Origin of the sequence: Aureimonas sp. N4 (genome assembly GCF_001463925.1) — a bacterium.
GTDB classification, from domain to species: domain Bacteria; phylum Pseudomonadota; class Alphaproteobacteria; order Rhizobiales; family Rhizobiaceae; genus Aureimonas; species Aureimonas ureilytica_A.
In genome coordinates, this window is sequence record NZ_BBWS01000048.1 from 78,376 (window position 1) to 104,290 (window position 25,915).

Here is a 25,915-nt window from a genome sequence, read left to right on the forward strand (position 1 = left end):
AAACGCCTTCCCGACGCTTTTTTGCGCGAAAAGTCCGGTCGAACCTAGCGTCGCTCGGCCGATAGAAAGCGGTACTGCCGCGCCATCTGCGCCGAGCGCATCGTGGCGCGCCCGGCGGCCCCGAAGAGCAGAAGCACCACGAAGTCCACCAGACCATAATGCAGGGCGGTGCCGAACGTGGCGGGCGGCAGGAAGAACGTGCCGTGGAACAGGCTGAAATGGAGGAAGCGGATCGCGATCGTCAGAAGCGCGATGCCGAACACGAGAAAGCCCCAGCCGCTCCAGCTTTGCGCCGTCGAGCGGCCGACCGCGAAGGCCAGGCCGCCGCCGATCACCAGAGTGACGACGAGGAACTCCACCAGCGAGACTTCCCAGAGAAGCGCCATTTCGGGTGTCATCAGTGATGCCCTCCTTCCAGATAGGCGCTGCGCACTTCCTCGCGGGCGAGAAGCTCGCGGCCCGTGCCCTTCATCGTGATGCGCCCGTTCACCATGACATAGCCGCGATGGGCCAGACGCAGCGCGTGGAACGCGTTCTGCTCCACCAGGAAGACCGTCAGCCCTTCCGTGCGGTTCAACTCGCGGATCACCTCGAAAATCTGCTTCACGACGATGGGAGCGAGGCCGAGCGAAGGCTCGTCCAGAAGAAGAAGGCGTGGTCGGCCCATGAGCGCGCGGGCGATCGCCAGCATCTGCTGCTCGCCGCCCGACAGGGTGCCGGCGCGCTGCGAGGCGCGCTCGCTGAGGCGCGGGAACATCTCGAACATGCGCTTGAGGTCGCTGTCGAAATGCTCCTGGCCGACGAGGGTCGTGCCCATCTGCAGGTTTTCGAGAACCGTCATGCGGCCGAAGATGCGCCGGCCTTCCGGCGACTGGGCGATGCGGCGCGACATGATGGAGTGAGTCGGAAGCTGCGCGATGTCCTCGCCGTCATAGAGAATCTGCCCGGCGCGCGCGCGCGGGTTGCCGCAGATCGTCATCATGAGCGTCGATTTGCCGGCGCCGTTGGCGCCGATCAGCGTGACGATCTCGCCTTCATGCACATCGAGATCGACGCCCTTCAGAGCCTGGATCTTGCCGTAGAAGGTCTCGACGCCGCGAATGCTCAGAAGCGGGCGCGAGGTGGCCTCGAGGGTCGGCGTCGTCAGCGGTTCGATCGTGCTCATGCCGGGGTCCCTCCGCTCACGTGCGCGCTCTGGACAGCCCCATCGACATCGCCCCGTTCCAGCTTCTCCTCCACCGCTTCCACTTCCTCGTCATCCACGCCCAGATAGGCCGCGATCACCTTGGGATCGTTGCGGACCTCCGAGGCGGTGCCGTCGGAAATCTTTTTGCCGTAGTCGAGCACCACGATGTGGTCGGAGATTTCCATGACGACGCCCATGTCGTGCTCGATCAAGAGGATCGACGTCCCGAATTCGGTGCGGATCGAGCGCAGCAGCGCGTTCAGCTCCGCCGACTCGCGCGGGTTCAGGCCGGCGGCGGGCTCGTCCAGGCAGAGAACGGACGGGTCCGTGCACATGGCGCGCGCGATCTCCAGGCGGCGCTGATCGCCATAGGAGAGATCGGCCGCCGGATCGTCGGCCCGGTGGATCAGCGCGGTGCGCTTCAGCCAGTCCACCGCGACGTCACGCGCAGCCTCGCGTGCCCGCCGGTAGCCCGGCAGCCCAATCAGGCCGGCGATCGTGAAGCCCGACGCGCGCATCAGCTTGTTGTGCTGCGCAACGAGGAGGTTCTCGAACACGGTCATGCCGCCGAACAGGCGGATGTTCTGGAAGGTGCGGGCGACGCCGGCCGTGCGCGTGATGCGAAAATCGCTCATGCGCTCCAGCAGGAAGACTTCGCCCTGTTGGGTCTTGAGGCTCTGCGCGCCCGAGCGCGTCAGTTCGGCCACGGCCTCGTCCGTGATGCCGCGCCCGCGCCGAAGCGAGATGCGCCCTTCGGTCGGCTTATAGAAGCCGGTGACGCAGTTGAAGACCGTGGTCTTGCCCGCGCCGTTCGGGCCGATCAGGGCGGTGATGTCGCCGCGCCCGACCGAGAAGGAGAGATCGTTGATCGCCGTCAGACCGCCGAAGCGCATCGTGAGATGCTCCACGGTGAGGACGGGATCGTCGAGCCAGCGGCGCGGCTCGCCCGAGGCGAGGGCAGGGGTCATGGAATGATCGCTCATGGTCAATGTCCCTCGCCCTGCGCCACCATGTCGGCACCGATGGCCTTGCGCTCCTTATAGACAGCCGAGGGCTGGCGGGACGACACGAGGCCGCGCGGCTTCCAGACCATGATTGCGACCATGGCGACGCCGAAGAGCACCATGCGATAACGGCCGGGGTCGAAGTCGCTGCCCAGAATGTCCTGGATGAAGGTGAGGTTTCGCATCAGCTCGATGCCGCCGATCATCACCAGCGAGGCGAAGACGACGCCGAGCTGCGAGCCGAGGCCGCCCAGAACCACGATGGCGAGGATGATCGCCGATTCCAGGAAGGTGAAGCTTTCCGGAGAGATGAAGCCTTGGCGCGTGGCGAAGAATGAGCCCGCGAAGCCGCCGAACATCGCGCCCGTGGCGAAGGCCGTGAGCTTCACATTGGTCGTGTTGATGCCGAGCGCGCGGCAGGCGATCTCGTCTTCCCGCAGGGCTTCCCAAGCGCGGCCGACCGGCATCTTGCGCAGGCGTAGCGTCACGAAATTGGTGAGAAGGGCGAGCGCCAGGATGATGTAGTAGAGGAAGATGAAGCGGTGAATGCTGCTGTAGGGAATGCCGAAATAGTCCGAGAACGAGCCTTCGCCGCGTCCGAACTCCAGTCCGAACAGGGTCGGGCGCGGAATGCCCAGAAGCCCGTTCGGGCCGCCGGTGAACTGGCCCCAGTTGAGCAGCACGACGCGGATGATCTCGCCGAAGGCCAGCGTCACGATCGCGAGATAATCGCCGCGCAGACGCAGCACCGGAAAGCCGAGCACAATGCCCCAGAGGGCGGCGAACAGGCCGGCCATGGGCAGGCAGACCCAGAAGCCCAGCTCGAAATTGATCGCCAGAAGCGCGAAGGAATAGGCGCCCACGGCATAGAAGGCGACATAGCCGAGATCGAGAAGACCCGCGAGGCCGACCACGATGTTCAGCCCCCAGCCGAGCATGACATAGGTCAGGATCAGGATGGCGAGGTCGATCAGATAGCGGTCGCTGGAGGGGAAGAGCGCCTGGATGAGGAAGGGCAGCACCAGTGCGATCAGGAGAAAGACGATGCTGAGCGCCTTGCCGATCGAGAAGCCGCCAGCCGCCTTGACGCTTTTGGCGGTCTTGCTCTTGCCGGACACGCCCGCCGCGCGGCGCTGGAACAGGGCGAGGCTGAGGACGAAGCGCACACCGAAGGCAATGGCGACGAAGGTCAGCCAGAGGTCCCAGCGCGTGTAGAGGACGAGGCCGCCCGGCGCGATGTCGCTACGAACGGCGACGAAGAAGACCGTCAGCAGACCGACGATGGCCGCCGTGATCGCCGCTTCGCGCAAAGCTTGTGCGACGGACAGCCGCACGACGGGCTCGGGCGTGAAGGGCGGCTCGCCCGCGACGGCGTCCCGCTGGTTTTCGAATTCGCGCTCGGCGCCGACCGGCGAGGCGGAGGGTACGTTGGGTGTCGATGCCATGGGGATCAGACCTTCTCGACTTCCGGGCGGCCGAGAAGGCCGGAGGGCAGGAAGATCAGCGTGATCGCGAGGATCGAGAAGGCCGCGACGTCCTTGTATTCGACCGAGAAGTAGCCGGACCAGAAGGTCTCGATGAGACCGATCGCAAGGCCGCCAAGCATGGCGCCCGGCAACGAGCCGATGCCGCCCAGAACCGCTGCGGTGAAGGCTTTCACGCCGGCCAGGAAGCCGATGTAGAAGTCGATCACCCCGTAATAGAGAAGGTACATCGTGCCTGCGACGGCGGCCAGCGAAGCGCCCATGACGAAGGTCAGCGAGATCGTGCGGTCCACGTTGACGCCGAGAAGCGAGGCCATCTTGGCGTCCTGCTCGCAGGCGCGCTGCTGGCGGCCGAGCGGTGTGCGCGTGATCAGCGCGGTGAACCCGGCCATCAGGACGAGCGTCGTCAGGATGATCAGAATCTGCATGTAGGAAATCTGCACGCCCTCCATGACCGTGATGCTGCCCTGCACCTGTGGCGGCAGCGGCTTCACGCGCGCGCCCTGCGCCAGCTGCACGAAGTTCTGCAGGAAGATCGACATGCCGATCGCGGTGATCAGCGGCGCGAGGCGAAAGGAGCCGCGCAGCGGGCGATAGGCGATGCGCTCGATGGACCAACCCCAGAGCGCGGTGAAGATCATGGCGACCACGACCATCAGAAGCAGGATCAGCGGAAGGAAGGTCAGGCCGATCGCGGTCAGGATCAGGAACACGGTCAGGGCGATGAACGACCCGATCATGAAGACCTCGCCATGGGCGAAGTTGATCATGCCGATAATGCCGTAAACCATCGTGTAGCCGATCGCGATCAGGCCGTAGATCGACCCGAGCGTGACGCCATTGATGAGCTGTTGGAGAAAATAATCCATGAAACGCCTTTGTTTCGGGCCAGTTTCGTTCGATCTCGAAGCGCAGCGGCGAGAATTTCGTCTGCCTGACGAAGAGGCATGAATAATGGCTTAGCAATCAGTTCCCGCTTCGCCAATGGTCGCACGCGGTTCGGTCGTGGAAAACAAGTGCGGAAGACACGGAAGTGTCACATTCGACGGGCCGGCTTCCCATGAACTTGGAATTATTCTAATAAGTCCTGCAACGACTGCGCTCGCCGACCGGTTCGGCGCCCTTCGAGGAGTGCGCCATGCGCCTGACCCGCCAGACCAACTACGCCATCCGCATTCTCATGTATTGCGCGGCCAATGACGACCGTCTCAGCCGGGTCGGTGAAATCGCGGCGGCCTACAACGTGTCCGAACTCTTCCTCTTCAAGATTCTCCAGCCGCTGGTCGAGGCGGGTTTCGTCCAGACGGTGCGCGGTCGCAACGGCGGCATTCGCTTGGGGCAGCCCGCCGGCGCGATCACGCTGCGCGCCGTGGTGGAAGTGACGGAGGAGAGCTTCGCCATGGCGGAGTGCTTCGAGACCGGCGCGGTGGACTGCCCGCTGATCGACAGTTGCGCTCTGAACGCGGCGTTGCGCGACGCGCTGAACGCCTTCCTCACCACGCTGGGCGGCTACACGATCGAAGCGCTCGTCAACTCGAGCGGCTCGATCCGCAACCGCCTCGGCCTGTCGCTGCCGGTCGCCGCGCCGACCCCCGCTTTGGCGCCCGCGCTGAACTGAGAGCCTGCGGGTTCAGCCGATCATGTCCCGCACCAGCTTGAGCTGCGCGGGCAGGCAGACGCGTTTGAGATCGTAGCGTTCCTCCACGGTCCGCCGCGCCGCCGCCTGCAGCGCCTCGAAGCGCGCGGGCTCGCGTAGCGCTTCCGTTACTCTCTCGGCGATGCCGGCCGGATCGAAGAAATCCACCAGAAGCCCGTTTTCGCCGTCCTGAACGACCTCTTCGACCGGGCTGGTGCGCGAGGCGATCAGGAGGCAGCCAGCCGACATCGCCTCCAGCATCGACCAGGACAGGACGAACGGGTAGGTCAGATAGACATGCGCCGAGGAAATCTGAAGCAGCCTGAGATAGAGGTTATAGGGTAACTTCCCGGTGAAATGGACGCGCGAGGGGTCGGGCGAGACCTCCCGAAGGGCGCGTTCGCGAAAGCTCTCGCCGTTCGGCAGACGCTGGCCGTAGCTCACCTCGTCGCCGCCCACGATCACGATATGGGCCGTTGGGTGGGATTCCAATATCGAGGCGACCGCCCGCATGAAGACGTGAAAGCCGCGATAGGGTTCGAGATTGCGCGCGACATAGGTGACGACGGCCTTTGAGCGGTCGAGCACCGTTCCATCGGGCAGTTCCAGCCGCGCCTCACGGTCGGGCCGCACGGCATCGCTATCCACGCCGTCATGGATGACGGCCACCTTCGGCCGATAGGCCTCGGGCAGTCGCGAATGCTGCCAGAGCGTCGGGGACAGACCCCGGTCTGTCGCCTCGAGGCAGGAGAGAATAGCCTGGTTGCGGATGCGCAGCCGGAACCTCACCTCCGGATCGGATGGGAATTCGGGATCGAAGCCGACATCCGCTCCGTCGGCGCTGTAGAAGAACTCGAAATAACTGAGCAAGGGAACGTCCGGGAAGACGTCCTTGACGAAGAGCGTCTCGCCCCACCCCGTATGCCCGACGATCAGATCGGGCTTGATACCCTGGCGCCGAAGCTGGATCAGCTTGCGCGCGACGGCCTGTCCGTAGAGGACCCCGCGCTCCGAACCCGACAGATAGGGGTGGATGCGCGGATCGGGTTCGCGATGAAGCGCATAGGCCTCAACCTCAACGCCCGACAGCCGGTTGGGTGTCTTAAGCGACAGGAAGATGACCCGATTGTCCTGCGCCAGATGCCGGCAGAGATGCAGAAACTGGCCGGGGAAGTTCTGATGGATGAAGAGGAATGTCCGATGACGCGGCATGGGTGGTAAGATCTGTCTTTATCTGACGCGTCGCCGCGGCTTGGAAAGGGCGCGAATTCGGCCGGGGTGGGGGCGAAATAGGCGCCAGACATTGAACCGTCGTTAAGGATCCGATCCTAGCATGAGCGCGTCTGGTCGAGGCGGTCGCGACGATGATTATTCGCATTCAGTATCTGCGCGGGATCGCGGCTCTCATGGTCGTGGTTTTCCATGCGTTCGAGATGCTGGAGCGCCAGACCGGTTTCGGCAATCCGTTTCGCGTCGGCGCGCTGGGCGTGGACGTGTTCTTCGTGATCAGCGGCTTCATCATTTTCGTCGCCGCCGACAAGTCGGACGCCAAGCCCTTCGATTTCATGCTGAAGCGCCTCCTGCGCATTGCGCCGCTTTATTGGGCGCTGACGCTGCTCGTGGCGGCCATCGCGCTGTTCAAACCGGCGCTTCTCGCCTCCACGGTGTTCGATCTGCGTCACCTCGTGGCCTCGCTGCTCTTCATTCCGATGCAGCATCCCAAGCTCGATGCGATCTTTCCGGTTCTCGTTCCTGGCTGGACGCTGAACTACGAGATGGCCTTCTACTTCGTCATGGCGAGCGCGCTCTTCGCGCCGCGTGTGATCAGACCTTGGATCGTCATGGGCGTTCTGGGAGCGGTCGTGGCGCTCGGCCGTCTCGGGGCACCGATCCCGGTTTTCTACGCCGATGCGATCATTCTGGAATTTGCGCTGGGCATCGCCATCGCCCTGGTGTTCCGATCCGGTTTTCGGATAGCGGCGGGCACGGGCGTTCTCCTGACGCTCACCGGCTTCGCGCTCCTGATCTGGCTGGAGCCGGTGGACCTCTCGCGCTTCGTCAAGGCCGGCTTGCCGGCGCTCCTGATCGTTGCCGGCGCGGCGCTCGGCCGGCGGGATGCGGCCAAGCCCGCGTGGCGGCCACTGCTTCTTCTGGGCGATGCGTCCTATTCGCTTTACCTCACCCACGCGCTCGTTCTGCCGGTCTTCGGCAAGCTCTGGGTCGGGCAGGGCTGGTCGATGATGACAGGCGGCGGTTTCGTCTTCATCGCGAGCGTGGCGGCCGTGTCCGCTCTGATCGGCGTGCTCTGCTATCGCCTCGTCGAAAAGCCGCTGCTCGGGCTGACCGCCCGCACCCATTTCGCACGCAAGCCGCCGATCGGCGTCATGGTAGGGCAGCCCCAATGACGGCAGCGAACCAAGCGAAACCGTTCAGTGATATGCGCTTCGACGCGCTCGACGGATGTCGCGGCCTCTGCGCGCTCATGGTGGTTCTGCTGCACGCGCCCATCGCCGGCCCCATCGGGCAATCCGGCTTCGTGCGGCACAGCTTTCTCTTCGTGGATTTCTTCTTCGTCCTGTCCGGCTTCGTGATCGCCCATTCCTGGGGGGCGCGGCTGATGGCGGGCAAGCGATGGGCCGATTTCATTCAGGCGCGGTTCTGGCGCGTCTATCCACTACACGTCGCGATGCTGATGCTGTTTCTCGTGTTCGAACTGATGATGCGCGGCGGGCGCGGCTGGGAAGGTGCGCAGACGCCCGAGACCTTCCTGCACAATTTGCTGCTGACGCATTCGCTCGGCTTCGTCAGCCAGCTCAGCTGGAACTATCCGAGCTGGAGCATCTCCGCCGAGTTCGTCTCCTATATCATCTTCACGGCTCTGGCCGTGGGCGCCGCCCGCTGGCTGCGCGCCATCCTGCCGATCCTCGCCGTGGCGGGCAGCGCCTTTCTTCTCGTGCGGCTCGGCCATATCGAGGCGCATGTGGATTATGGCTGGCTGCGGTGCCTCGTCGGCTTTTCGTTGGGGGCCTTGCTGCGCCTTTTCCTCTGGGAGCGCCTGCGTTGCGACGTGCCTCCGGTTCCGACCATGCGCTGGACGCTGCTGGAACTCGCGACCGTTCTCTATGTGATCGGCTTCGTCAGCCTGTTCGGCACGGCCAAACTCTCCATCGCCGCGCCGTTCGTCTTTATGGCGGCGATCTTCGTTCTGGCGCATGAGGGCGGCTGGGTCAGCCGGCTCCTGAAATCGCGGCCCGTCATGCTGCTCGGGCTCCTGTCCTATTCCCTCTACATGACCCATGCCTTCGTGATCGCGCGGCTGACCAACGCGGCGACCCTGACGGAGAAGCTTTGGCACCGGCCGATCTTCGTGGAGGTCGCCCCCGGTACCAAGATCATGGCCGATACGCTCACCGGCGAGATCGTCGTTCTGGCTCTGATCCTGTCGGGAACGATCGCCGTTTCGGCTCTCACATGGCGCTTCATCGAGCGTCCCGGCCAAGCCATCGGAAAACGTCTGGCGTCGGGGGGCACGATGGCGTCCCGGCGGCCGGCCGAAGCGGCTCAACCCAGCCGCTGATCTGGTACAGCGCCCTAGACAGTGCCACGTTACCAGCCCTGATCGGCCTTCACGCGCTCGATCAACCTTTCCGCCATGCCGCGCTGCGCCTCGACGCCGGGATGCCATGCGCAACCGAAGGAAGTGGGCGGCGGGGCAAAGGCGAGGAAACGAACCTGTCGGTCACCCTCCCGCTGCCGCGTTTCGACCGCGCCCCGGATCGCCCTTGATGCGGCGTCGAACCGGTCGGGTGCGAGCATCGGGCCAATCAGAGCGTAGATCGAGGCGTCGGGGTAGCGTTGGCGCAAAGTCCTCAGCCCGGCCTCATACGCCTCTCCGAAGCGAGGCGGTGCGCCGTCCTTGACGAAATCATTCGTGCCGAGATGAACCAGCACGAGATCGAACGGCCCCTGTGCCGGGCGGTTCGGCTCGGCTACCGACTGCACCGCCCGGTCCACGAGATCGCGCATCGTGCCCTCCGTCGCGCCATTGTAGTTTCGAACCAGCCCGCGCCCGGAAGCCGCCAGAACCGTCGCCTCCGCATCGAGCGCCGCCGCAGTCTGGCCGGCATAGGTCAGCATCTGGTTCTGTGTCTGAGGCGTCGCGAGGCATTCGGGCCCGCGCCCTTCGATGCCATAGCCGGTCGAAATGGAATCCCCGATCACGAGAATGCGACGCCGTGGCGCTTCGGGCGGGACGAAGCGCCCGTCGGTCTCGGCTGAAACGAGGCGGACAGCGCCCACATCGCCTTCCGTGCGCTTCAGGAGCTTGATCTGGTGGCGGCCTTGGGTGCCGTCGAAGATCTCATAATCCTGCTCGCCGATCCGAAGATCGAGCCTGCGAGATACCCCGTCCACCACGATTTCCAGACTGTTCTCGCCTTGATTGTCGAGCCGCACCGAAAGCCGGGATCCTTCGATCGCAAAACCGGCTCCGCTGCCTGGCCAGTCGAAAAGCCTCCGGCTCTCGTCCACCTGCCCGATCCACCGCCCGGGACGCTCGGCTGTTTCGCTGTGCGCCGCGACCGGCAGGGCGATGGCGAGCGCAAGCCCGAAGGCAGGGCGCAGGAGGAGGGAGCGGGCGCGAAGCATGGGCGATCCGGGTGGTGTAGAGGCAATCGACTGGAAGGATTTGCCGGGATGAAGCCATCATGCAAGCTCGGGAGACATTTCCAAATCGCGGGGCTGGCAGGTTCGAAGGCCATGCCGATCTTGGGTCGATCGATTTGGCGGAGGTTGATGGTCTCTGAGCCACGATCGTCCCGGCCTCTTGGAGATCGCTTGCCAGCCACCCAAAACGCGCCGGATGCTTCCCCCGCTAACCTTCCTGTGCCATGGAGCGTTGCCGCACCAGCCCAGCAACGGTAAAGTGTGTTTGTAATCAATTTTTTAGGTCAAATTGGCGAGATTCGATGAAGGCGCGTCTGGGAGTTTCGGTTCTGGCCTTGGCGGCAGTGGCCTTTGCGGGCGGCTGGCACTACGGCTTGTTCGAGATTCCAACGAGCCGTTCAACGAACGCCGTGCCAGTGGCGAGCTCTGCGTCGGGCGTGACGTCGGATGCGCCGGCGGCCAAGCCTGTTGCCCAAGCGCCGACACCAGCGCAGCCGAACGCGCCGGGCGCTCAGATTACCACCACCGAGGCATCCGCCACGCCGAGCTTCGACGTGGTGCGGGTGGAGCCGGACGGTGCGGCCGTGGTGGCCGGGCGCGCCGCGCCCAACAGCACCGTCTCGCTGCAAAGCGGCTCCGAGCGTTTGGCGGAAGCCAAGACCGATGCGACGGGTGCGTTCGCGCTCGATCTGACATTGCCGGTCGGCCAGCATCGGCTGGCTTTGTCCGGCACCGCCGAGCCGGCGGACCCCGAGCGGGCGGAAACCGCGATCGTCAATGTTCCACAGAAGGGTCGCGAGGGCGAGCTCCTCGTAATGGTAGAGCGGCCCGGCGAAGCCTCCGAAATCGTGGTGAAGCCCGAAGCGCAGGGACCGGCCGCCAAGCCGCAGGCGCCGAGCGCGGCGGCGGCTTCGAGCCGAACCCCTCCGGCGGACGCGCCTCAAACCGCAGCGTCGGACATGACCCCGACGGCCGGCGAGACCAAAGCTCCGCCAGCACCGCTGTCCGTCGAGGCTGTTGAAGCCGAAGATGGCAAGCTCTTCATTGCGGGCGCGGCCCGCGAGCGCGCCAAGGTCCACGTCTATCTCGACGATACGTTCGTCGCGGAGGCGATGGGCGGCGCGGGTGATCGCTTCATCGCCAGCGCGAACGCTCCCGTTTCGGTCGGGGACCATGTGGTGCGCGCCGACGAGCTGGACGCGGCGGGCCAAGTGGTGGCGCGGGTCGAGGTGCCATTCAACCGGCCCGACACAGCGCCTCTCGCCGCGATTGCGCCTGCCGACGCTCAGCCGGCAACCGCACCGGCCGAAGGAAGCGCCCAGGAGGCGGAAGCGCCCGCGACCACGGCGGACGCGCAAGCTCAGATCATGCAGCCGGCCTTGGAGCGGGTCGATGCCCGTGTGATCATCCGCAAGGGCGACACGCTCTGGCGCATCTCGCGCAACACCTATGGGCGCGGCAGCCGCTTCACAGTGATCTACCTCGCCAATGGCGATCAGATCCGCAACCCGAACCGCATCTATCCCGGCCAAGTGTTTCGCGTTCCCGAAAAGGACGGTTGACCGCCGCATCTTTGGATCCCGCAAGGGGCCGAACGCCGTCGATGCCTGGGCGTCGGCTGAAATGGGAACGAAACGGTGGGCGGGAAACATCCCTCGCTCCGACCCGCCCGAGTTTCCAAACAAGCGCCAAGAGTTTCGTGCCGGTCCGTTCACCAAAGGCATGGCTTGGGGGACTGGTTTCCGTAAGGCTACAGGACTAGAACCGATCCAAATCGGGCGGCGCAAGAGCCGCTGCTGCAGCCTTGCGCGGGCTGCCTTCTGAATGGATCGCTTCCTTGTCCGATACAAAACCGAAAGCCGTGTCCGGCGATGGCAGCGCCATGTGGCGCACGCTGGCCAATCTCTGGCCCTATATGTGGCCGCAGGAGCGGCCCGATCTTCGCGGCCGCGTGCTCTGGGCGAGCTTCTTCCTCGTGCTCGCCAAGATCCTGACGGTCGGCATTCCCTATTTCTACAAATGGGCGACGGATGCGCTGAACGGGGTGAACTCCGCGCAGGGCTGGCTCCCGCTGGTGCTGACCGGGGCGGTGACACTGGTCGTCGCCTATAACATCGCCCGTGTCGTGTCCGTGGCGCTCAATCAGTTGCGCGACTCGCTCTTCGCCAGCGTCGGCCAATATGCCGTTCGCATCCTGGCCTACCAGACCTTCGTTCATATGCATCAGCTCTCGCTGCGCTTTCATCTGGAGCGGCGTACCGGGGGCTTGAGCCGCATCATCGAGCGCGGCACCAAAGGCATCGAGACGATCGTGCGGTTCACGATCCTCAACACGCTGCCGACGATTCTGGAATTCGCGCTGACGGCGGCGATTTTCGGCTTTTCCTATGGCCTGTCCTATCTCGTGGTCATCAGCGCGACGGTGGTGCTCTATGGCTGGTTCACCATCAAGGCGAGCGACTGGCGCATCACCATTCGCCGCGAGATGAACGACAGCGACACGGACGCCAACACCAAGGCGATCGACTCGCTCCTGAATTTCGAGACGGTCAAATATTTCGGCAACGAGACCATGGAGGCCGATCGCTACGACCGCTCCATGGCGCGCTACGAAAAGGCGGCGACGGAAACCTGGACCTCGCTCGGCTGGCTGAACTTCGGGCAGGGTGTGATCTTCTCGGCCGGCATGGGCATCGCCATGGTCATGTCGGCGATGGAAGTGCGCGCGGGCACGCAGACGATCGGCGATTTCGTCTTCATCAATGCGCTTCTCATGCAGCTCTCCGTGCCGCTGAACTTCATCGGTTTCGTGTATCGCGAAATCCGCCAGGGGCTGACCGATATGGAGGAGATGTTCAACCTCCTCGATATCCGGCAGGAGGTGAAGGACCGGCCGGGTGCGCCCGATCTGGTCGTGGCGCAGGGCGCGATCCGCTTCGAGGACGTGCGGTTCGGCTACGACCCCGAGCGCCAGATCCTGCGCGGCGTGTCCTTCGAGGTGCCGGCGGGCAAGTCGGTCGCGATCGTCGGCCCATCGGGCGCGGGCAAGTCCACCATTTCGCGCCTCCTTTTCCGCTTCTACGATCTGGATTCCGGCCGCATCACGATCGATGGTCAGGATATTTCGGAGGTCCGGCAGGAAAGCGTACGCAAGTCCATCGGCATCGTGCCGCAGGACACCGTGCTCTTCAACGACACGATCCGCTATAACATCCGCTACGGCCGGCCCTCGGCCTCGGACGAGGAAGTCCAGAAGGCCGCGGACCTCGCGCAGATTTCGCGCTTCATCGAGCTTCTGCCCGATGGGTTCGACACGATGGTGGGCGAGCGCGGTCTGAAATTGTCGGGTGGCGAGAAGCAGCGCGTGGCGATCGCCCGCACTCTGCTGAAAAGCCCGCCGATCCTCGTCCTGGACGAGGCGACCTCGGCGCTCGACACGCATACCGAGCAGGACATCCAGAGCGCGCTGCAACTCGTCTCCCGCCATCGCACGACGCTGACCATTGCCCATCGCTTGTCCACGATCATCGATGCCGACGAGATCATCGTCTTGCGCGCCGGTGTGATCGTGGAGCGCGGCTCGCATCGCGATCTCCTCCAGTCCAACGGCCTCTATGCCGAGATGTGGCGGATGCAGCGCGAGGAAAGCGAAGCGGAAGAAACGCTGCGCCGCGCCCGCGAGGCCGATGCGCTCGGCATTCTCGATCGCAAGCGACCGACCGAGACGGTTTGAGATCATAAGCTCGCGCGCCAACGTTGAGCGCGAGCCCGTTTCTCCCTATGTGTCGTGTCCCGATGGCTGCGAAATCGCGGCCACGATACCCCACGAAGGACCAATTCCCCGATGGACATGATCGCCTCGATCCGAAACACCTTGGTGCCGATTCACCGGGCGGGCTATCCTTTCATCGCCGGGTTCTTCGTCGCCTCTCTGCTTCTCGGGCTCGTCTGGCAGCCGCTGTTCTGGGTCGGGCTCGTGCTGACCCTCTGGTGCGCCTATTTCTTCCGCGATCCCGAGCGCGTGACGCCCGTCGCCGATCACCTTGTGGTGAGTCCGGCGGATGGGCGCGTGTCGCTGGTCGGCCATGTGGTGCCCCCGGCCGAACTCGGCCTCGGAGACGAGCCGCTGCTGCGCGTGTCGATCTTCATGAATGTCTTCAACTGCCATGTGAACCGCGCCCCGGCGCGCGGGCGCATCGCCCGCATCGCCTATAAGGAAGGCAAGTTCGCCAATGCTGAGCTGGACAAGGCCAGCGAGGTGAACGAGCGCTCCTCCATGGTGATCGAGAACCCGCGCGGCGAGGTCGGCGTCGTGCAGATCGCGGGCGCGATCGCACGCCGCATCATCGTCTTCTCGCGCACGGGCGACCATCTGGAAGCCGGCGAGCGCTTCGGCCTGATCCGCTTCGGCTCGCGCCTCGACGTCTATCTCCCGGATGGCACGGTGGCGCGTGTCGCCGAAGGGCAGACGGCCATTGCGGGTGAAACCGTGATCGCGGAATTTGCCGTGAACGCCCCCCACGTCTCCTGGCGCAAGGACTGATCCATGAGCGCCGCGCCTCCGCCCAGCGATCCCGCCACACCGCGCCAGCCCGCCGCGCGCGTCACCTTCCGTCAGGTTCTGCCGAACCTCATCACGATCCTGTCGATCTGCGCGGGCGTGACGGGCATTCGCTTCGCCTTCGAAGGTCGCTTCGAACTCGCTGTCGGGCTCGTGCTCGGCGCGGCTTTTCTGGACGGGATCGACGGGCGCATCGCGCGGCTCGTCAACGGACAGAGCCGTTTCGGGGCGGAAATGGATTCACTCGCCGACATCGTGAATTTCGGCGTCGCACCCGCACTGCTTCTCTACGCGCATTCGCTCCATGCGGTCGGCTCGATCGGTTGGATCGCGGCGCTTCTCTACATCGCGGGCTGCGCGCTGCGCTTGGCGCGCTTCAACACGATGCTGGACGAGCCGAACCGCCCGGCTTGGAAAAGCGCCTATTTCACTGGCGTACCCTCGCCGGCAGGGGCGGGGCTGGCCCTGTTCCCGGTTTACCTGAGCTTTGCCGGCAATCTCAACGTACCGGAGGTCTCCGGCGCTTTCGCATCCATTTATCTGGTCTGCGTCGGTCTTCTGATGGCGAGCCGCATCCCGACCTTTTCCGGCAAGACGATCGGCCTCCCTGTCCGGCGGGACCATTTCGTCTGGATCGTGCTGATCGTCGTTCTCTATATCGGCCTGCTTCTCAGCTTCTTCTGGGAAACGCTCACCATCTCCGCGCTCGCCTATTACGCATCGATCCCGTTTTCGGTCCGCTCCTACAGGCGCCAGGACGCGGCCCATCACGCCCAATCCGTCTGAGGCATCATCATCATGGCCAAGCAGTTTTCCGAGATCGATGAGCGCTTGGCCGGCTTTATCGATGCGCAGAAGATCTTCTTCACCGCGAGCGCGGCCGAGGGAACGCGCATCAACATCTCGCCTCGGCCGACCGACCATTTCCATCGGCTCGGGTCCAATTCCGTGGCCTATCTCGACCTCACGGGTTCGGGGAGCGAGACGGCGGCGCACCTACGCGTGGACGGTCGCCTGACCATCATGTTCTGCGCCTTCGACGGCGCTCCCCTGATCCTGCGTCTCTATGGCCAGGGCCGCGTCGCCTTTCGCGGCTCGCCTGATTATCGCGCCTTTCTCGACGCGCATTATGAGAGCGAAGAGCCGCTCGGCGCGCGGCAGATCGTGTTTCTCGACATCGACCTCGTGCAGACGTCCTGCGGCTTCAAGGTGCCCTTGTTCGAGCCAGCGGGCGAGCGCCCGACGCTGGATCGATGGGCGGAGGCCAAGGGCGAGGAGGGCCTGCGCGCCTATCGCCAGGAAAAGAACCTCGTGAGCATGGACGGGCTTCCAACGGGCTTCGTGGAAAGCTGACAGGCATCGGCGGCCCGGAGCCGCCAATGCCGGCCTCTCTCACTCCGGGTCGCGATAGGAGAGGAAGCGGTTCTTGCGCACGTCGAAGAGCCGGCCGGTCTCGGTGAGGTTCGGGAAGGCGAGCGGCAGGATTTTTGCGGCAACCTCGGCCGGCGAGGGCAGAGTGGCCGGATCTTCGCCCGGCAGGGCCTGTGCGCGCATGGCCGTGCGCGTGCCACCGGGATTGACGGAATTGACGCGCAGCGGTGTGTTCACCGTCTCGTTTGCCCAGGAGCGCACCAGCGCCTCTTCTGCGGCCTTGGTAGCCGCGTAGAGCCCCCAGAAAGCCTTGCAGGAATGCGCCGCTCCGGATGACAAGACGATGGCGCGTCCCGCGTCCGACAGGCGCAGGAGCGGGTCGACCGAGCGGATGACGCGCCATGTGGATGTCACGTTGACGTTCATCGTCTTTTCGAAAGTCTTGGCTTCGATATGGCCGATCGGAGCGAGAATACCGAGCACGCCGGCATTGGCGACGAGCACATCGAGCTTGCCCCAGCGCTCGTGGATCGCGCCGCCCAGGCGATCGATCCCGGCCATGTCGGTGAGGTCGAGAGGCACGAGCGTCGCGGAGCCGCCGGCGGCCTTGATTTCGTCGTCGAGGTCTTCCAACCCGCCGACCGTGCGGGCCACGGCAATGACATGCGCGCCTTCAGCCGCCAAAAGCTTCGAGAGTTGATAGCCGATGCCGCGCGATGCGCCCGTGACGAGCGCGACGCGCCCTTCGAGTTGACGAGCCATATCCTGAAGCCTCCCATTGCGAAGGCAGCCGACAGACCGCCTCGTTCGGCGGTCTGTCTAGCGGATGGCGCGGCGTGTTTGAACCCGGCTTAGCCGTTGCCGCCCAGCATGGAGAGCTGGCGCACATTGTCGGCGCCGTCGAAATCGGTCAGCGCCGTCGGGTAATCGCCCGTGAAGCAGGCGTCGCAGAACTGCGGCGCGTGCGGGTTGCGCTCCGGCTCGAAGGACGCGCGGTACAAGCCGTCGATGCTCACGAAGCCGAGGCTGTCGACCTGGATATAATCGCGCATTTCCTCGATCGTCATGCGCGACGCCAGAAGCTTCGACTTCTCCGGCGTATCGACGCCGTAGAAGCAGGAGGCGCGCGTCGGCGGCGATGCGATGCGCATGTGGACTTCCACCGCGCCGGCCTCTCGAACCATCTGGACGATCTTCTGCGAGGTGGTGCCGCGAACGATCGAATCGTCCACGAGAATCACACGCTTGCCCTCGATCATCGAGCGGTTGGCATTGTGCTTGAGTTTGACGCCCATGTGGCGGATCGAGTCGGTCGGCTGGATGAACGTGCGGCCGACATAGTGATTGCGGATGATGCCGAGCTCGAAGGGAAGCTTGGCTTCCTGCGCGTAGCCGATGGCGGCGGGCACGCCGGAATCGGGAACGGGCACGACGATATCGCCCATTTCCTTGCTCTCGCGCGCCAGTTCCGCGCCGATGCGCTTACGGATTTCATAGACGTTGCGCCCTTCGACATTGGAGTCGGGCCGGGCGAAATAAACATATTCGAAGATGCAGAAGCGCGACCGACGCGCCTGGAACGGAAAGGCCGACTCGATGCCGCTGTCGGTGATGGTCACCATCTCGCCGGGCTGAATGTCGCGAACGAAATCGGCGCCGATAATGTCCAGCGCGCAGGTCTCGGAGGCGAGAATCAGCGAGCCTTCCAGCTCGCCCAAGACGAGCGGGCGAATGCCGAGCGGATCGCGCACGCCGATCATGCGGCCGGGCGCCATGCCGACGAGCGAGAAGGCGCCTTCGAGCCGCGACAGCGCGTCGATCAGCTTGTCGTTGAAGTGCCGCGCGCCGCTCGTCGCGACCAGATGCAGGATCGTTTCCGTGTCCGACGTGGAAGAGAAGATCGAGCCGCGCCGCTGCAACTCGCGCTGCACGGTGAGGGCGTTGGTGAGATTGCCGTTATGCGCGACGGCGAAACCGCCGGCCGAAAGCTCGGCGAAGAAGGGCTGGACGTTGCGCAGGCCGCCGCCGCCCGTCGTCGCGTAGCGCGTGTGGCCGATGGCCGCTTCGCCCGGCAGGCGTTCCAGAACGGATTGCTTGGTGAACGTGTCGCCGATCAGACCGGCATGGCGCTCGACATGGAACTGCTTGCCGTCGAACGAGACGATGCCGGCCGCTTCCTGCCCACGATGCTGGAGAGAATGCAGCCCGAGCGTGACGAGCGCCGCTGCGTCCGCGCGGCCGAAAATGCCGAACACGCCGCACTCTTCATGCAGGCTGTCGTCGTCGAAAGGTGTCTCGTCCATGCGCTCGAACTTTCCCTGCACGCCGTCCCGATCATCGCTCCCCCAAGTGTCATATAAGGGTTCGGCTGATGAAACACGAATGAAAAACCTAAAAGGCCCGGAGCACTAAGCTCCGAGCCGATTCTTTCAAGGAGGAGGATGGGCCGAGCCCGAGTCCTCTCAGTTGGCCGGCGCTTCGGCCGGCTGTTCCTCGTTCTGCTGGATCGCGTCTTCGATCGAAGCCGGCTGATCCGAGGCAGATCCATTGTCCTGCGCCGCGCCGCTGGCCGGCGTCTGGGTCGCCTGACCACCCTGGAAGCGCTGACGGATCGTCGCCTCGGGATTGTCGGGCAGGGCGGCAACGAGCTTGGCGCCGAGTTCGTCCAGCATGGGCTTGGAGCGCGCCTGCGTGACCCAGACCGGCTGATTGCCGCTGTCGGGCGGCGTCAGCCAGTTGAAGAACACCATGGCGACCACGACGAGGAGGAGGCCGCGCGCCGCGCCGAACAGGAAGCCGAGCGTGCGGTCGAGCGCGCCGATGCGGCTGTCGATGATGAAGTCGGCGATCTTGAGCGTGATGAACGAGACGATCAGCAGCGTCAGGAAGAAGATGCCGGCGGCCGACGCGGCCATCGCGACCTTCTCGTTGTGAATATATTGCAGGGCAAAGGGGGTGAGCTTCTTGTAGAAGAAGAAAGCCGCAGCGGCGGCGGCCACCCAGCTCAGCACCGAAAGCACTTCGCGCGAGAAGCCGCGCACCATGGCGAGCAGCGCCGAAACGAGCATGATGGCGACGAGGATCGCATCGAGGAGCGTCAGGGTCATGGATTCCGTGCCTTCGGCGGGCCGTGTTTGGCGGCTCTGCGCCCGATCCGAGTTCTTTGCCGTGTGATGGCGCTGAAAATCAAGTGTCGTCTTCGATTTGGCGGCCCGCGACTTCGGCCACGAGATGGGGAAGCGTCTCGATTTCGAGCGCTTTGACATCGCGCTGCTTGGGCAGATCGGCCGAGGATGACGGCAGGATCGCGGTGCGGAAGCCGAGCTTCTCCGCTTCCTTGACCCGCTGGCCCGCGTGGGACACAGGCCGCACCGAGCCCGATAGGCTGATCTCGCCGAAGAAGACGCTGTCGGCCGGAAGCGGCCGGTTCGACAGGGACGAGACGAGGGCGGCAGCGACCGCGAGATCGGCCGCCGGCTCGCGAATGCGATAGCCGCCCGCGACGTTCAAATAGACGTCATGCTGCCCGAGCCGGACCCCGCAATGGGCTTCGAGCACCGCCAGCACCATGGCGAGGCGCGGCGTGTCCCAGCCGATGACCGAGCGGCGCGGCGTTCCGAGCGGCGAGGGTGCGACCAGAGCCTGGATTTCCACCAGCACCGGCCGCGTGCCCTCCATGCCGGCAAAGACGGCTGCGCCGGGCGATTTGCCATTGCGCTCGCCCAGAAAGAGTTCGGACGGGTTGGCCACTTCGCGCAGGCCCGCATCGCCCATTTCGAACACGCCGATCTCGTCGGTCGGCCCGAAGCGATTCTTCACCGTACGCATAATGCGATAGTGGTGTCCGCCTTCGCCTTCGAAATAGAGAACCGCGTCCACCATATGCTCGACCACGCGGGGTCCGGCGATCTGGCCTTCCTTTGTGACATGGCCGACCAGGATCACCGTCGCGCCGCTCGACTTGGCGTAGCGGATCAGCGCCTGACTCCCTGCGCGCACCTGCGTCACCGTGCCCGGCGCGGACTCCGCCATATCGGTCCAGACGGTCTGGATCGAATCGATGATCACGAGGTCCGGGCGCTTGTCCTGCGCAAGGGTCGCCAGGATGTCCTCGATATTGGTTTCGGCCAGAAGCTGGACGCTTGTGTCGCCCGCCTTCAAGCGCTGCGCGCGCAGGCGCACTTGCGCCACCGCCTCTTCGCCCGAGACATAGACGACGCGGTGACCGCCGCGCGCCAGCGCCGCCGCCGCCTGCATCAGGAGCGTCGATTTGCCGATGCCGGGATCGCCGCCGACCAGCAGCGCCGAGCCGCGCACGAAGCCGCCGCCCGTCACGCGGTCGAGTTCCGCAATCCCGGAGATGATGCGCGGCGCCTCCTCCATGTCGCCCGACAGCGGGAGGAGGGTCGCCGGGCGACCCTTTCGGCGCGACTTCATCGGCCCGCCGCCGATGCCACCCGTGTCGCTCTCCTCGACGATCGTGTTCCACTCGCCGCAGGCTTCGCACTTGCCCATCCAGCGGGAATAGACCGAGCCGCAGTTCTGGCAGATGAAAGAGGTCTTGAGCTTGGCCATGCGTCAGATCGCGAAGCGCTGCACGCGGCTGCCCAGTGCGGTCAGAAGCTCGTAGGAGATCGTGCCGCAGCGCGACGCCACCTCGTCGATCGGGATGTTCGGGCCGAAGACCTCTGCGACATCGCCGGGCTGCACGGCATCGTCCGGCAGGTCCGTGACGTCGAGCAGGGTCATGTCCATGGAGATACGGCCGAGAACCGGCGCGCGATGGCCGGCGATCGCCATCTCAGGCGCGGGTTGGGCGCTCCGCAGGGATGTGACGCCCGAAGCGGTGCGAGGATAGCCATCGGCATAGCCGATGCCGACCGTCGCGATGCGCGTGGCCCGATCAAGCCGCGCCGTCGCGCCGTAGCCCGCCGCTTCGCCGCGCGTGGCCGTGTGGACTTGGAGAACTCGAGCGTAGAGCGTCGCCACGGGGCGCAGCGCCCCCATCGGGTCAAGGCGAGCTTCACCGCCGTAAAGCGCGATGCCGGGGCGCGTCAGGTCGAAATGATAGGGCGCGCCGAGAAACACGCCGCCGGAATTGGCGAGCGAGCGCGCCACCTGCGGAAACAGCGCCGCCAGATGCTGAAAGCTCAGTCTTTGCTGCTCGTTCTGCTCCGAGGCGGGATCGTCGGCCGAGGCAAGGTGGCTCATGACGAGCGCGACGTCGAAGCCGCCGAGACGCGCGATGGTGAGGGCATCCCGCGCGTCGGCTTCGGCAAGGCCCAGCCGGTTCATGCCGGTCTCGAATTGAAGTGCGGCGGGCGCGGGCAGGGTGCCCGCGGCCGACTCGGCGAAGATGCGGACATCCTCGCGGCTGGACAGAACAGGGATCAGCCGATGCGCGCGGCAAAGCTCCGCCGCTTCGCGGTCCATTCCCTGAAGCACGAAGACGCGGCAGTTCGTATTGGCCAAGGCCTGTCGTATTTCCACACCTTCGCTTGCCCAGGCGACGAAGAACTCCCGGCAACCGGCCGCAAACAAGGCCTTGGCGACCAGCGGCGCGCCCAGACCATAGCCATTGGCCTTGACCGCCGCGCCGGTGCGCGCGCCCGGCGCTAGATTGGCCATGTGGCGCCAGTTGGCCTTGAGCGCCCAGCCGTCGATCGTGACGAAGGGCGCGCGTCCGCTGACGGGCAGAGTGGAAAGGAGGGGATGCGTCATGAAGGTCAGTCTGCTTATTCGAACCGTTCCGGCATGTGGCTTTCTTCGGCCAGATCCGTGAATCTCGTGAACTCCGCCTGGAAGGCGAGCGGCACCGTGCCAGTGGGGCCGTGGCGCTGCTTGGCGATGATGACCTCGGCTTTGCCACGCGCCTCGTTCATCTCCTGCTGCCACTTCATATGGTCGTCGGTGCCGGGTTTCGGCTCCTTGCTCTGCAGGTAATATTCGTCGCGATAGACGAAGAGCACCACGTCCGCGTCCTGCTCGATCGAGCCCGATTCACGAAGATCGGACAGCTGCGGGCGCTTGTCGTCGCGCGACTCGACCTGACGCGAAAGCTGCGACAGCGCCAGGATCGGCACTTCCAGTTCCTTCGCCAGAGCCTTCAGGCCCGTGGTGATTTCGGTGATTTCCTGCACGCGATTGCCGGCCGTCTTGGCCGAACCCTGCATCAGCTGCACGTAGTCGATCACCATCACGTCGAGGCCGCGCTGGCGTTTGAGGCGGCGGGCGCGGGCGGCGAGCTGGGCGATCGAGATGCCGCCCGTCTGGTCGATATAGAGCGGAGCCTTCTGCATCATCTCGGTGCAGGCGACGAGCTTGGAATATTCGGCATCCGTAATGTTGCCGCGTCGGATCTTGGAGGAGGACACCTCGCTCTGCTCGGAAATGATACGCGTCGCCAGCTGCTCGGCCGACATTTCCAGCGAGAAGAAGGCGACCACGCCGCCGTTCTTGGCCTTATGCGAGCCGTCAGCCTGCTCGGCCGGCTCGTAGGCCGAGGCGATGTTGAACGCGATATTGGTGACGAGCGATGTCTTGCCCATGGCCGGGCGCCCCGCCAGGATGATCAGATCCGAGCGCTGCAAGCCGCCGAGGCGGCGATCCATCTCGCGAATGCCGGTGGAAATGCCCGACAGGCCGCCGTCGCGATCCTTGGCCGCGCCGGCCATCTCAATAGCCTGCGCCATTGCGTCGCCGAAGGACTGGAAGCCGCCATCGTAGCGGCCCGTCTCGGCCAGCTGATAGAGCGCCCGTTCGGCTTCTTCGATCTGCTTGCGCGGCTCGGCATCGACCGGCGCGTCATAGGCGATGTTGACCATCTCCTCGCCGATGCCGATCAGCGAGCGACGAATGGCCAGATCGTAGATGGCGCGGCCGTAATCATTCGTATTGATGATCGTCGTCGCCTCGGTTGCGAGGCGGGCGACATATTGCGCCATGGTCATATCGCCGACGCGGTCGTTGGCGGCGAGGAAGGTCTTGATCGTGATCGGCGTCGCGATCTTGCCCATGCGGATCATGGAGCCGGCCTTGGAGAAAATCTCCTTGTGGATCGGCTCGTAGAAATGCTCCGGCTTCAGAAAATCATGAACGATGTAATAGGCATCGTTGTTGACCAGGATAGCGCCGAGGAGAGCCTGCTCCGCCTCGATATTCGCGGGGGCCTCCCGATAGAGTGGCTGCTCCTCCTCGAATTTGCGCGCGGCTTCCGCCATTCGTCTCGTCTCCATGCGTAGGGTAGGGAACCCTTCTACAGGAGATCGTCACTCAGAACCAATTTCGCGAGAGGTCGGGGCAAAGATTCCCATCCTCCGGACGACGCCTCAGGGAAAAGCTGGGCGCGCTTTGGGGATAAGCTGTGGACGACCGCGTGAGGCGGGGAAGGGCTTCGCCGCACAACCACCTACCTACGCGACATGAAAAAGGCCGGCGCATGGCCGGCCTTTCCCTTGAAGGTCGAAGGGTAATCGCGACGAAAGCGTCGCGGCTCGAAGCGGAAATTAAGCGGCTTCTTCTTCGGTCTCGCCTTCGGCGTCGTCTTCGTTCTCTTCCAGCTCTTCCTCGTCGATGCCGTAGATGGCCTCGGCGGAGTTGAGCTGCTCGCCGCGAGCCTGACGCTCGGCTTCATCGGGCGAACGAGCGACGTTGACCTGAACCGAAACTTCGACTTCCGGGTGCAGGGCGATCTTGACCGAGTGCAGGCCGATCGACTTGATCGGCAGGTTCAGCTCGACCGCGTTGCGGTTCACCGCGAAGCCCTGCTCCTTCAGAAGGTCGGCGATGTCGCGCGCCGAGACCGAGCCGTAGAGCTGGCCGGTTTCGCCGGCCGAGCGCACGATCACGAAGCTCTTGCCGTTGAGCGATCCGGCGACGCCCTGCGCTTCCGTGCGGCGCTCTTCGTTGCGGGCGATGAGCGAGGCCTTCTGCGCTTCGAACTTGGCGCGGTTGGCGTCGTTGGCGCGCAGCGCACGGCCGGTCGGCAGGAGGTAGTTGCGGGCATAGCCGTCGCGGACGCGAACGGTGTCGCCGATGCTGCCGAGACGGTTGATGCGCTCGAGAAGGATGACGTCCATGGTCTTTTTCCTTGTTGGTTAGCGAGGATTGTCCGTGCCGGCCGCATCGGCCGGCGATTTCGCGGTCTCGAACAGGCCGAGAGCCAGGAAGGCGAGAAGCGGGATCGACAGAAGCAGGATCGCCGCATAGGCGGTGAAGAGCATGAGGCCACGCGCCGCGCGCCCGCGCGACTTGCGGTGCATGGCGGCCAGCCCGACCATCGTGAGCGCACAGCCGAGCGCGCCGGTGAAGACCGCGCCCAGAAGCCCGGCTGCGCCACCCACGAAGCACAGCGCCAGTGCGCCCGCGAAGAGCGGCAGCGCGATGCGGGGCAGGCCGGCTTGCGCGGGAATATCGTCCTTCGGCCGGGGCAGACGCCCGCTGAGGCGCGTGATCGCTGCCGAGAGGTAAAGGCAGATGACCAGCGTCAGAACCAGGAAGGCCGGCTGGATATAGGGAATGACCGTGACGACGAAGCGTCCGAGATCGGCCATCTGTTCGGGCGAAACGGCCGAGGACGCTTCCGAAGACAGGGCCTTGGCGATTTCCGGCGCGAGTTCGGCAGGGTTGTAGCCGATCAGCCAACCCATGACGATGCAGCCGAAGGCCGAGAGAAGCGCCGCTGCCAGAAGTACGCGCTCCAACGGATACCAGAGGAGCGCCAGCGGCTTGCCGTTTTCTGCAGGCTCGCTGTCGGACGGGCGCGCAAGGCCGCAAAGATGGCCGAGGATCGCGGCGGGCAGGCCGACGCTGAGGAGAATGGTGAGGCCCGCATAGAAGGAGCCGAGCGCACCGGCCACAGCGCCGAATGCGGCGAGGGCGGCCACGAAGCCCGCGACGCTGCCCCAGCCGAGGCTTGCGATCATGATGGGCATGGGCGCGACGAAGGCCAGCCCGACCGCGCTCGATGACTGCGTCACGAGGCCGGCGAACAGAAGGGCCGAGGCAAGGCCGGCCAGCAGTCCGATCAGGAGGGCTTGGGGATTCATCGAAAGATTTCGCTGTCCTGCATCGAGGCAGTTAGGGGCTCGTGCCCCAACTCGGCTGGCATGTCGCGATCCGGAGGCGCCGAACGGAACCGGACCGGGGAAGGAGCGCGGCGATAAACGCCGCGCCCCGAAAGGCGATTACTTCAGAACGTAGGGCAGGAGGCCCAAGAAGCGTGCGCGCTTGATGGCCTGAGCCAGAGCGCGCTGGTTCTTCTGCGACACCGCGGTGATGCGCGAAGGAACGATCTTGCCGCGCTCGGAAATGTAGCGCTGCAGGAGACGCACGTCCTTGTAGTCGATCTTGGGCGAATCGCTCGCCGCGAACGGATCGGACTTGCGGCGGCGATGGAACGGACGCCGGGTGGGGAGCTGAGCGACATCAACCATTATGCGGCCTCATCGGTACGGTCACGACGCGGGCGATCCTCGCGGGGACGATCGTCGCGGTCACGGCGCGGCGGACGGTCGCCGCCGTCGCGGTCGCCACGACGCGGACGGTCGTCGCGCTTCTGCATCATGGCCGACTGGGCGTCCTCATGCGCTTCGACGCGCACGGTAAGGTAGCGCAGCACGTCTTCGTTGATGCGCATCTGACGCTCCATCTCGTCCACGGCCGCGGCCGGGGCGTCGATGTTCATGAGCGTGTAATAGGCCTTCCGGTTCTTCTTGATCCGGTAGGTGAGGGTCTTGAGACCCCAATTCTCGACCTTGCCGACCTTGCCGCCATTGGCTTCGATCACACCGCGGTACTGTTCCACGAGTGCCTCGACCTGCTGGCCGCTGATGTCCTGTCGGGCAAGGAATACGTGCTCGTAGAGCGCCATATCTTGTCGCCTTTCCTTCGGTTGCGATTGCGTCGAACCAGCGGCTAAGCCTCTGCGACTCTCCTGTTGGCCAAAGGCCGAATGGGGAAAGGCGCGCTCTTAGAGACGGTCGAGAGCGGGAACACGGGAAGCGGACG

Annotated in this window: 25 protein-coding genes; 8 read left to right on the plus strand and 17 right to left on the minus strand. The window is 64.9% G+C overall.

Going from position 1 to position 25,915, the window contains the following annotated elements; translation table 11 throughout:
* Positions 1-44 precede the first annotated feature (44 nt).
* Genes AUL28_RS16215 through AUL28_RS16235 form a run of 5 tightly spaced genes read right to left on the minus strand, consistent with a single transcriptional unit; the run spans position 45 to position 4,543 of the window.
* Positions 45-398: a DUF6867 family protein gene (locus AUL28_RS16215; protein WP_058599829.1), complete on the minus strand. Its 354-nt coding sequence runs from the start codon at positions 396-398 to the stop codon at positions 45-47.
* On the minus strand, positions 398-1,165 hold the full coding sequence (locus AUL28_RS16220; protein WP_062234511.1) for an ABC transporter ATP-binding protein: 768 nt from the start codon (positions 1,163-1,165) through the stop codon (positions 398-400). Before AUL28_RS16220 ends, AUL28_RS16215 begins: the two co-directional genes overlap by 1 nt.
* The gene (locus tag AUL28_RS16225; RefSeq protein WP_244493546.1) at positions 1,162-2,169 is read right to left on the minus strand and encodes an ABC transporter ATP-binding protein; all 1,008 of its coding nucleotides are present in this window, start codon (positions 2,167-2,169) and stop codon (positions 1,162-1,164) included. The genes AUL28_RS16220 and AUL28_RS16225 overlap by 4 nt, the downstream gene beginning before the upstream one ends.
* A gap of 2 nt (positions 2,170-2,171) precedes the next feature.
* On the minus strand, positions 2,172-3,635 hold the full coding sequence (gene livM / locus AUL28_RS16230; protein ID WP_192843476.1) for a high-affinity branched-chain amino acid ABC transporter permease LivM: 1,464 nt from the start codon (positions 3,633-3,635) through the stop codon (positions 2,172-2,174).
* 5 nt (positions 3,636-3,640) lie between these two features.
* Entirely contained in the window at positions 3,641-4,543 is a 903-nt protein-coding gene (locus tag AUL28_RS16235; RefSeq protein WP_058599827.1) for an ABC transporter permease subunit, read from the minus strand.
* 269 nt (positions 4,544-4,812) lie between these two features.
* Between AUL28_RS16235 and rirA the strand changes: the two genes are divergently transcribed.
* Complete coding sequence (rirA, locus tag AUL28_RS16240; RefSeq protein WP_058599826.1) at positions 4,813-5,292, plus strand: iron-responsive transcriptional regulator RirA; 480 nt, start codon at positions 4,813-4,815, stop codon at positions 5,290-5,292.
* Positions 5,293-5,304: 12 nt separating this feature from the next.
* Here rirA and AUL28_RS16245 read toward each other — a convergent pair whose 3' ends face one another.
* Positions 5,305-6,522 (minus strand): glycosyltransferase family 4 protein, encoded by a 1,218-nt coding sequence (locus tag AUL28_RS16245; RefSeq protein ID WP_062234514.1) that lies wholly within the window; start codon positions 6,520-6,522, stop codon positions 5,305-5,307.
* A 152-nt stretch (positions 6,523-6,674) separates the two neighbouring features.
* Here AUL28_RS16245 and AUL28_RS16250 point away from each other — a divergent pair, with 152 nt between their 5' ends.
* Together AUL28_RS16250 and AUL28_RS16255 are read left to right on the plus strand one after the other, a co-directional pair.
* Positions 6,675-7,715 carry an acyltransferase family protein gene (locus tag AUL28_RS16250; protein ID WP_062234517.1) on the plus strand — a complete coding sequence of 347 codons (1,041 nt, stop codon included), beginning with the start codon at positions 6,675-6,677 and terminating at the stop codon, positions 7,713-7,715.
* Positions 7,712-8,887, plus strand: a complete 1,176-nt coding sequence (locus AUL28_RS16255) for an acyltransferase family protein (RefSeq protein WP_062234520.1) — start codon at positions 7,712-7,714, stop codon at positions 8,885-8,887. Before AUL28_RS16250 ends, AUL28_RS16255 begins: the two co-directional genes overlap by 4 nt.
* A 29-nt stretch (positions 8,888-8,916) precedes the next feature.
* On the opposite strand, the gene AUL28_RS16260 is transcribed toward AUL28_RS16255, so the two are convergent.
* Positions 8,917-9,957: an SGNH/GDSL hydrolase family protein gene (locus tag AUL28_RS16260; RefSeq protein WP_062234522.1), complete on the minus strand. Its 1,041-nt coding sequence runs from the start codon at positions 9,955-9,957 to the stop codon at positions 8,917-8,919.
* A gap of 320 nt (positions 9,958-10,277) precedes the next feature.
* On the opposite strand from AUL28_RS16260, the gene AUL28_RS16265 reads away from it, so the two are divergent.
* The 5 genes from AUL28_RS16265 (at position 10,278) to AUL28_RS16285 (ending at position 15,889) form a co-directional block, all read left to right on the plus strand.
* Complete coding sequence (locus AUL28_RS16265; protein ID WP_062234525.1) at positions 10,278-11,537, plus strand: LysM peptidoglycan-binding domain-containing protein; 1,260 nt, start codon at positions 10,278-10,280, stop codon at positions 11,535-11,537.
* 320 nt (positions 11,538-11,857) lie between these two features.
* A complete protein-coding gene (locus AUL28_RS16270; protein ID WP_062222667.1) occupies positions 11,858-13,708 on the plus strand; it encodes an ABCB family ABC transporter ATP-binding protein/permease in 1,851 nt (616 codons plus the stop codon).
* A gap of 66 nt (positions 13,709-13,774) precedes the next feature.
* Entirely contained in the window at positions 13,775-14,518 is a 744-nt protein-coding gene (locus tag AUL28_RS16275) for a phosphatidylserine decarboxylase (RefSeq protein ID WP_280137283.1), read from the plus strand.
* A gap of 3 nt (positions 14,519-14,521) precedes the next feature.
* Positions 14,522-15,322 (plus strand): CDP-alcohol phosphatidyltransferase family protein, encoded by an 801-nt coding sequence (locus AUL28_RS16280; RefSeq protein ID WP_058599819.1) that lies wholly within the window; start codon positions 14,522-14,524, stop codon positions 15,320-15,322.
* Between the two features lie 12 nt (positions 15,323-15,334).
* A complete protein-coding gene (locus AUL28_RS16285; RefSeq protein WP_062234531.1) occupies positions 15,335-15,889 on the plus strand; it encodes a pyridoxamine 5'-phosphate oxidase family protein in 555 nt (184 codons plus the stop codon).
* Between the two features lie 39 nt (positions 15,890-15,928).
* Here the strand turns inward: AUL28_RS16285 and AUL28_RS16290 are convergent, their stop codons facing one another.
* The 10 genes from AUL28_RS16290 to rpsF all read right to left on the minus strand — a co-directional run bounded on the left by AUL28_RS16290 (position 15,929) and on the right by rpsF (position 25,778).
* Positions 15,929-16,669, minus strand: a complete 741-nt coding sequence (locus AUL28_RS16290; RefSeq protein ID WP_062234534.1) for an SDR family NAD(P)-dependent oxidoreductase — start codon at positions 16,667-16,669, stop codon at positions 15,929-15,931.
* An 89-nt stretch (positions 16,670-16,758) separates the two neighbouring features.
* Positions 16,759-18,210: an amidophosphoribosyltransferase gene (gene purF, locus AUL28_RS16295; protein ID WP_058599816.1), complete on the minus strand. Its 1,452-nt coding sequence runs from the start codon at positions 18,208-18,210 to the stop codon at positions 16,759-16,761.
* Between the two features lie 159 nt (positions 18,211-18,369).
* Positions 18,370-19,014 (minus strand): CvpA family protein, encoded by a 645-nt coding sequence (locus tag AUL28_RS16300; protein ID WP_062234537.1) that lies wholly within the window; start codon positions 19,012-19,014, stop codon positions 18,370-18,372.
* A gap of 79 nt (positions 19,015-19,093) precedes the next feature.
* On the minus strand, positions 19,094-20,482 hold the full coding sequence (radA, locus tag AUL28_RS16305) for a DNA repair protein RadA (protein WP_058599814.1): 1,389 nt from the start codon (positions 20,480-20,482) through the stop codon (positions 19,094-19,096).
* Between the two features lie 3 nt (positions 20,483-20,485).
* Positions 20,486-21,628 (minus strand): alanine racemase, encoded by a 1,143-nt coding sequence (gene alr, locus AUL28_RS16310; protein WP_062234549.1) that lies wholly within the window; start codon positions 21,626-21,628, stop codon positions 20,486-20,488.
* A 14-nt stretch (positions 21,629-21,642) separates the two neighbouring features.
* On the minus strand, positions 21,643-23,127 hold the full coding sequence (locus tag AUL28_RS16315; protein ID WP_058599812.1) for a replicative DNA helicase: 1,485 nt from the start codon (positions 23,125-23,127) through the stop codon (positions 21,643-21,645).
* A gap of 285 nt (positions 23,128-23,412) precedes the next feature.
* The gene (rplI, locus tag AUL28_RS16320; protein ID WP_058636599.1) at positions 23,413-23,985 is read right to left on the minus strand and encodes a 50S ribosomal protein L9; all 573 of its coding nucleotides are present in this window, start codon (positions 23,983-23,985) and stop codon (positions 23,413-23,415) included.
* Positions 23,986-24,003: 18 nt separating this feature from the next.
* Positions 24,004-24,954, minus strand: coding sequence for a hypothetical protein (locus AUL28_RS16325; protein ID WP_062234551.1), 951 nt, complete (start codon positions 24,952-24,954; stop codon positions 24,004-24,006).
* Between the two features lie 138 nt (positions 24,955-25,092).
* Entirely contained in the window at positions 25,093-25,341 is a 249-nt protein-coding gene (gene rpsR / locus AUL28_RS16330; RefSeq protein WP_019995679.1) for a 30S ribosomal protein S18, read from the minus strand.
* Positions 25,341-25,778, minus strand: coding sequence for a 30S ribosomal protein S6 (gene rpsF / locus AUL28_RS16335; protein ID WP_058636601.1), 438 nt, complete (start codon positions 25,776-25,778; stop codon positions 25,341-25,343). The genes rpsR and rpsF overlap by 1 nt, the downstream gene beginning before the upstream one ends.
* Between the last annotated feature and the right edge of the window lie 137 nt (positions 25,779-25,915).

Coding starts and splice junctions, on each gene's coding strand:
- AUL28_RS16215 (WP_058599829.1), bottom strand. CDS start 398: ATGACACCCGAAATGGCGCTTCTCTGGGAAGTCTCGCTGGTGGAGTTC.
- AUL28_RS16220 (WP_062234511.1), bottom strand. CDS start 1,165: ATGAGCACGATCGAACCGCTGACGACGCCGACCCTCGAGGCCACCTCG.
- AUL28_RS16225 (WP_244493546.1), bottom strand. CDS start 2,169: ATGAGCGATCATTCCATGACCCCTGCCCTCGCCTCGGGCGAGCCGCGC.
- livM (WP_192843476.1), bottom strand. CDS start 3,635: ATGGCATCGACACCCAACGTACCCTCCGCCTCGCCGGTCGGCGCCGAG.
- AUL28_RS16235 (WP_058599827.1), bottom strand. CDS start 4,543: ATGGATTATTTTCTCCAACAGCTCATCAATGGCGTCACGCTCGGGTCG.
- rirA (WP_058599826.1), top strand. CDS start 4,813: ATGCGCCTGACCCGCCAGACCAACTACGCCATCCGCATTCTCATGTAT.
- AUL28_RS16245 (WP_062234514.1), bottom strand. CDS start 6,522: ATGCCGCGTCATCGGACATTCCTCTTCATCCATCAGAACTTCCCCGGC.
- AUL28_RS16250 (WP_062234517.1), top strand. CDS start 6,675: ATGATTATTCGCATTCAGTATCTGCGCGGGATCGCGGCTCTCATGGTC.
- AUL28_RS16255 (WP_062234520.1), top strand. CDS start 7,712: ATGACGGCAGCGAACCAAGCGAAACCGTTCAGTGATATGCGCTTCGAC.
- AUL28_RS16260 (WP_062234522.1), bottom strand. CDS start 9,957: ATGCTTCGCGCCCGCTCCCTCCTCCTGCGCCCTGCCTTCGGGCTTGCG.
- AUL28_RS16265 (WP_062234525.1), top strand. CDS start 10,278: ATGAAGGCGCGTCTGGGAGTTTCGGTTCTGGCCTTGGCGGCAGTGGCC.
- AUL28_RS16270 (WP_062222667.1), top strand. CDS start 11,858: ATGTGGCGCACGCTGGCCAATCTCTGGCCCTATATGTGGCCGCAGGAG.
- AUL28_RS16280 (WP_058599819.1), top strand. CDS start 14,522: ATGAGCGCCGCGCCTCCGCCCAGCGATCCCGCCACACCGCGCCAGCCC.
- AUL28_RS16285 (WP_062234531.1), top strand. CDS start 15,335: ATGGCCAAGCAGTTTTCCGAGATCGATGAGCGCTTGGCCGGCTTTATC.
- AUL28_RS16290 (WP_062234534.1), bottom strand. CDS start 16,669: ATGGCTCGTCAACTCGAAGGGCGCGTCGCGCTCGTCACGGGCGCATCG.
- purF (WP_058599816.1), bottom strand. CDS start 18,210: ATGGACGAGACACCTTTCGACGACGACAGCCTGCATGAAGAGTGCGGC.
- AUL28_RS16300 (WP_062234537.1), bottom strand. CDS start 19,014: ATGACCCTGACGCTCCTCGATGCGATCCTCGTCGCCATCATGCTCGTT.
- radA (WP_058599814.1), bottom strand. CDS start 20,482: ATGGCCAAGCTCAAGACCTCTTTCATCTGCCAGAACTGCGGCTCGGTC.
- alr (WP_062234549.1), bottom strand. CDS start 21,628: ATGACGCATCCCCTCCTTTCCACTCTGCCCGTCAGCGGACGCGCGCCC.
- AUL28_RS16315 (WP_058599812.1), bottom strand. CDS start 23,127: ATGGCGGAAGCCGCGCGCAAATTCGAGGAGGAGCAGCCACTCTATCGG.
- rplI (WP_058636599.1), bottom strand. CDS start 23,985: ATGGACGTCATCCTTCTCGAGCGCATCAACCGTCTCGGCAGCATCGGC.
- AUL28_RS16325 (WP_062234551.1), bottom strand. CDS start 24,954: ATGAATCCCCAAGCCCTCCTGATCGGACTGCTGGCCGGCCTTGCCTCG.
- rpsR (WP_019995679.1), bottom strand. CDS start 25,341: ATGGTTGATGTCGCTCAGCTCCCCACCCGGCGTCCGTTCCATCGCCGC.
- rpsF (WP_058636601.1), bottom strand. CDS start 25,778: ATGGCGCTCTACGAGCACGTATTCCTTGCCCGACAGGACATCAGCGGC.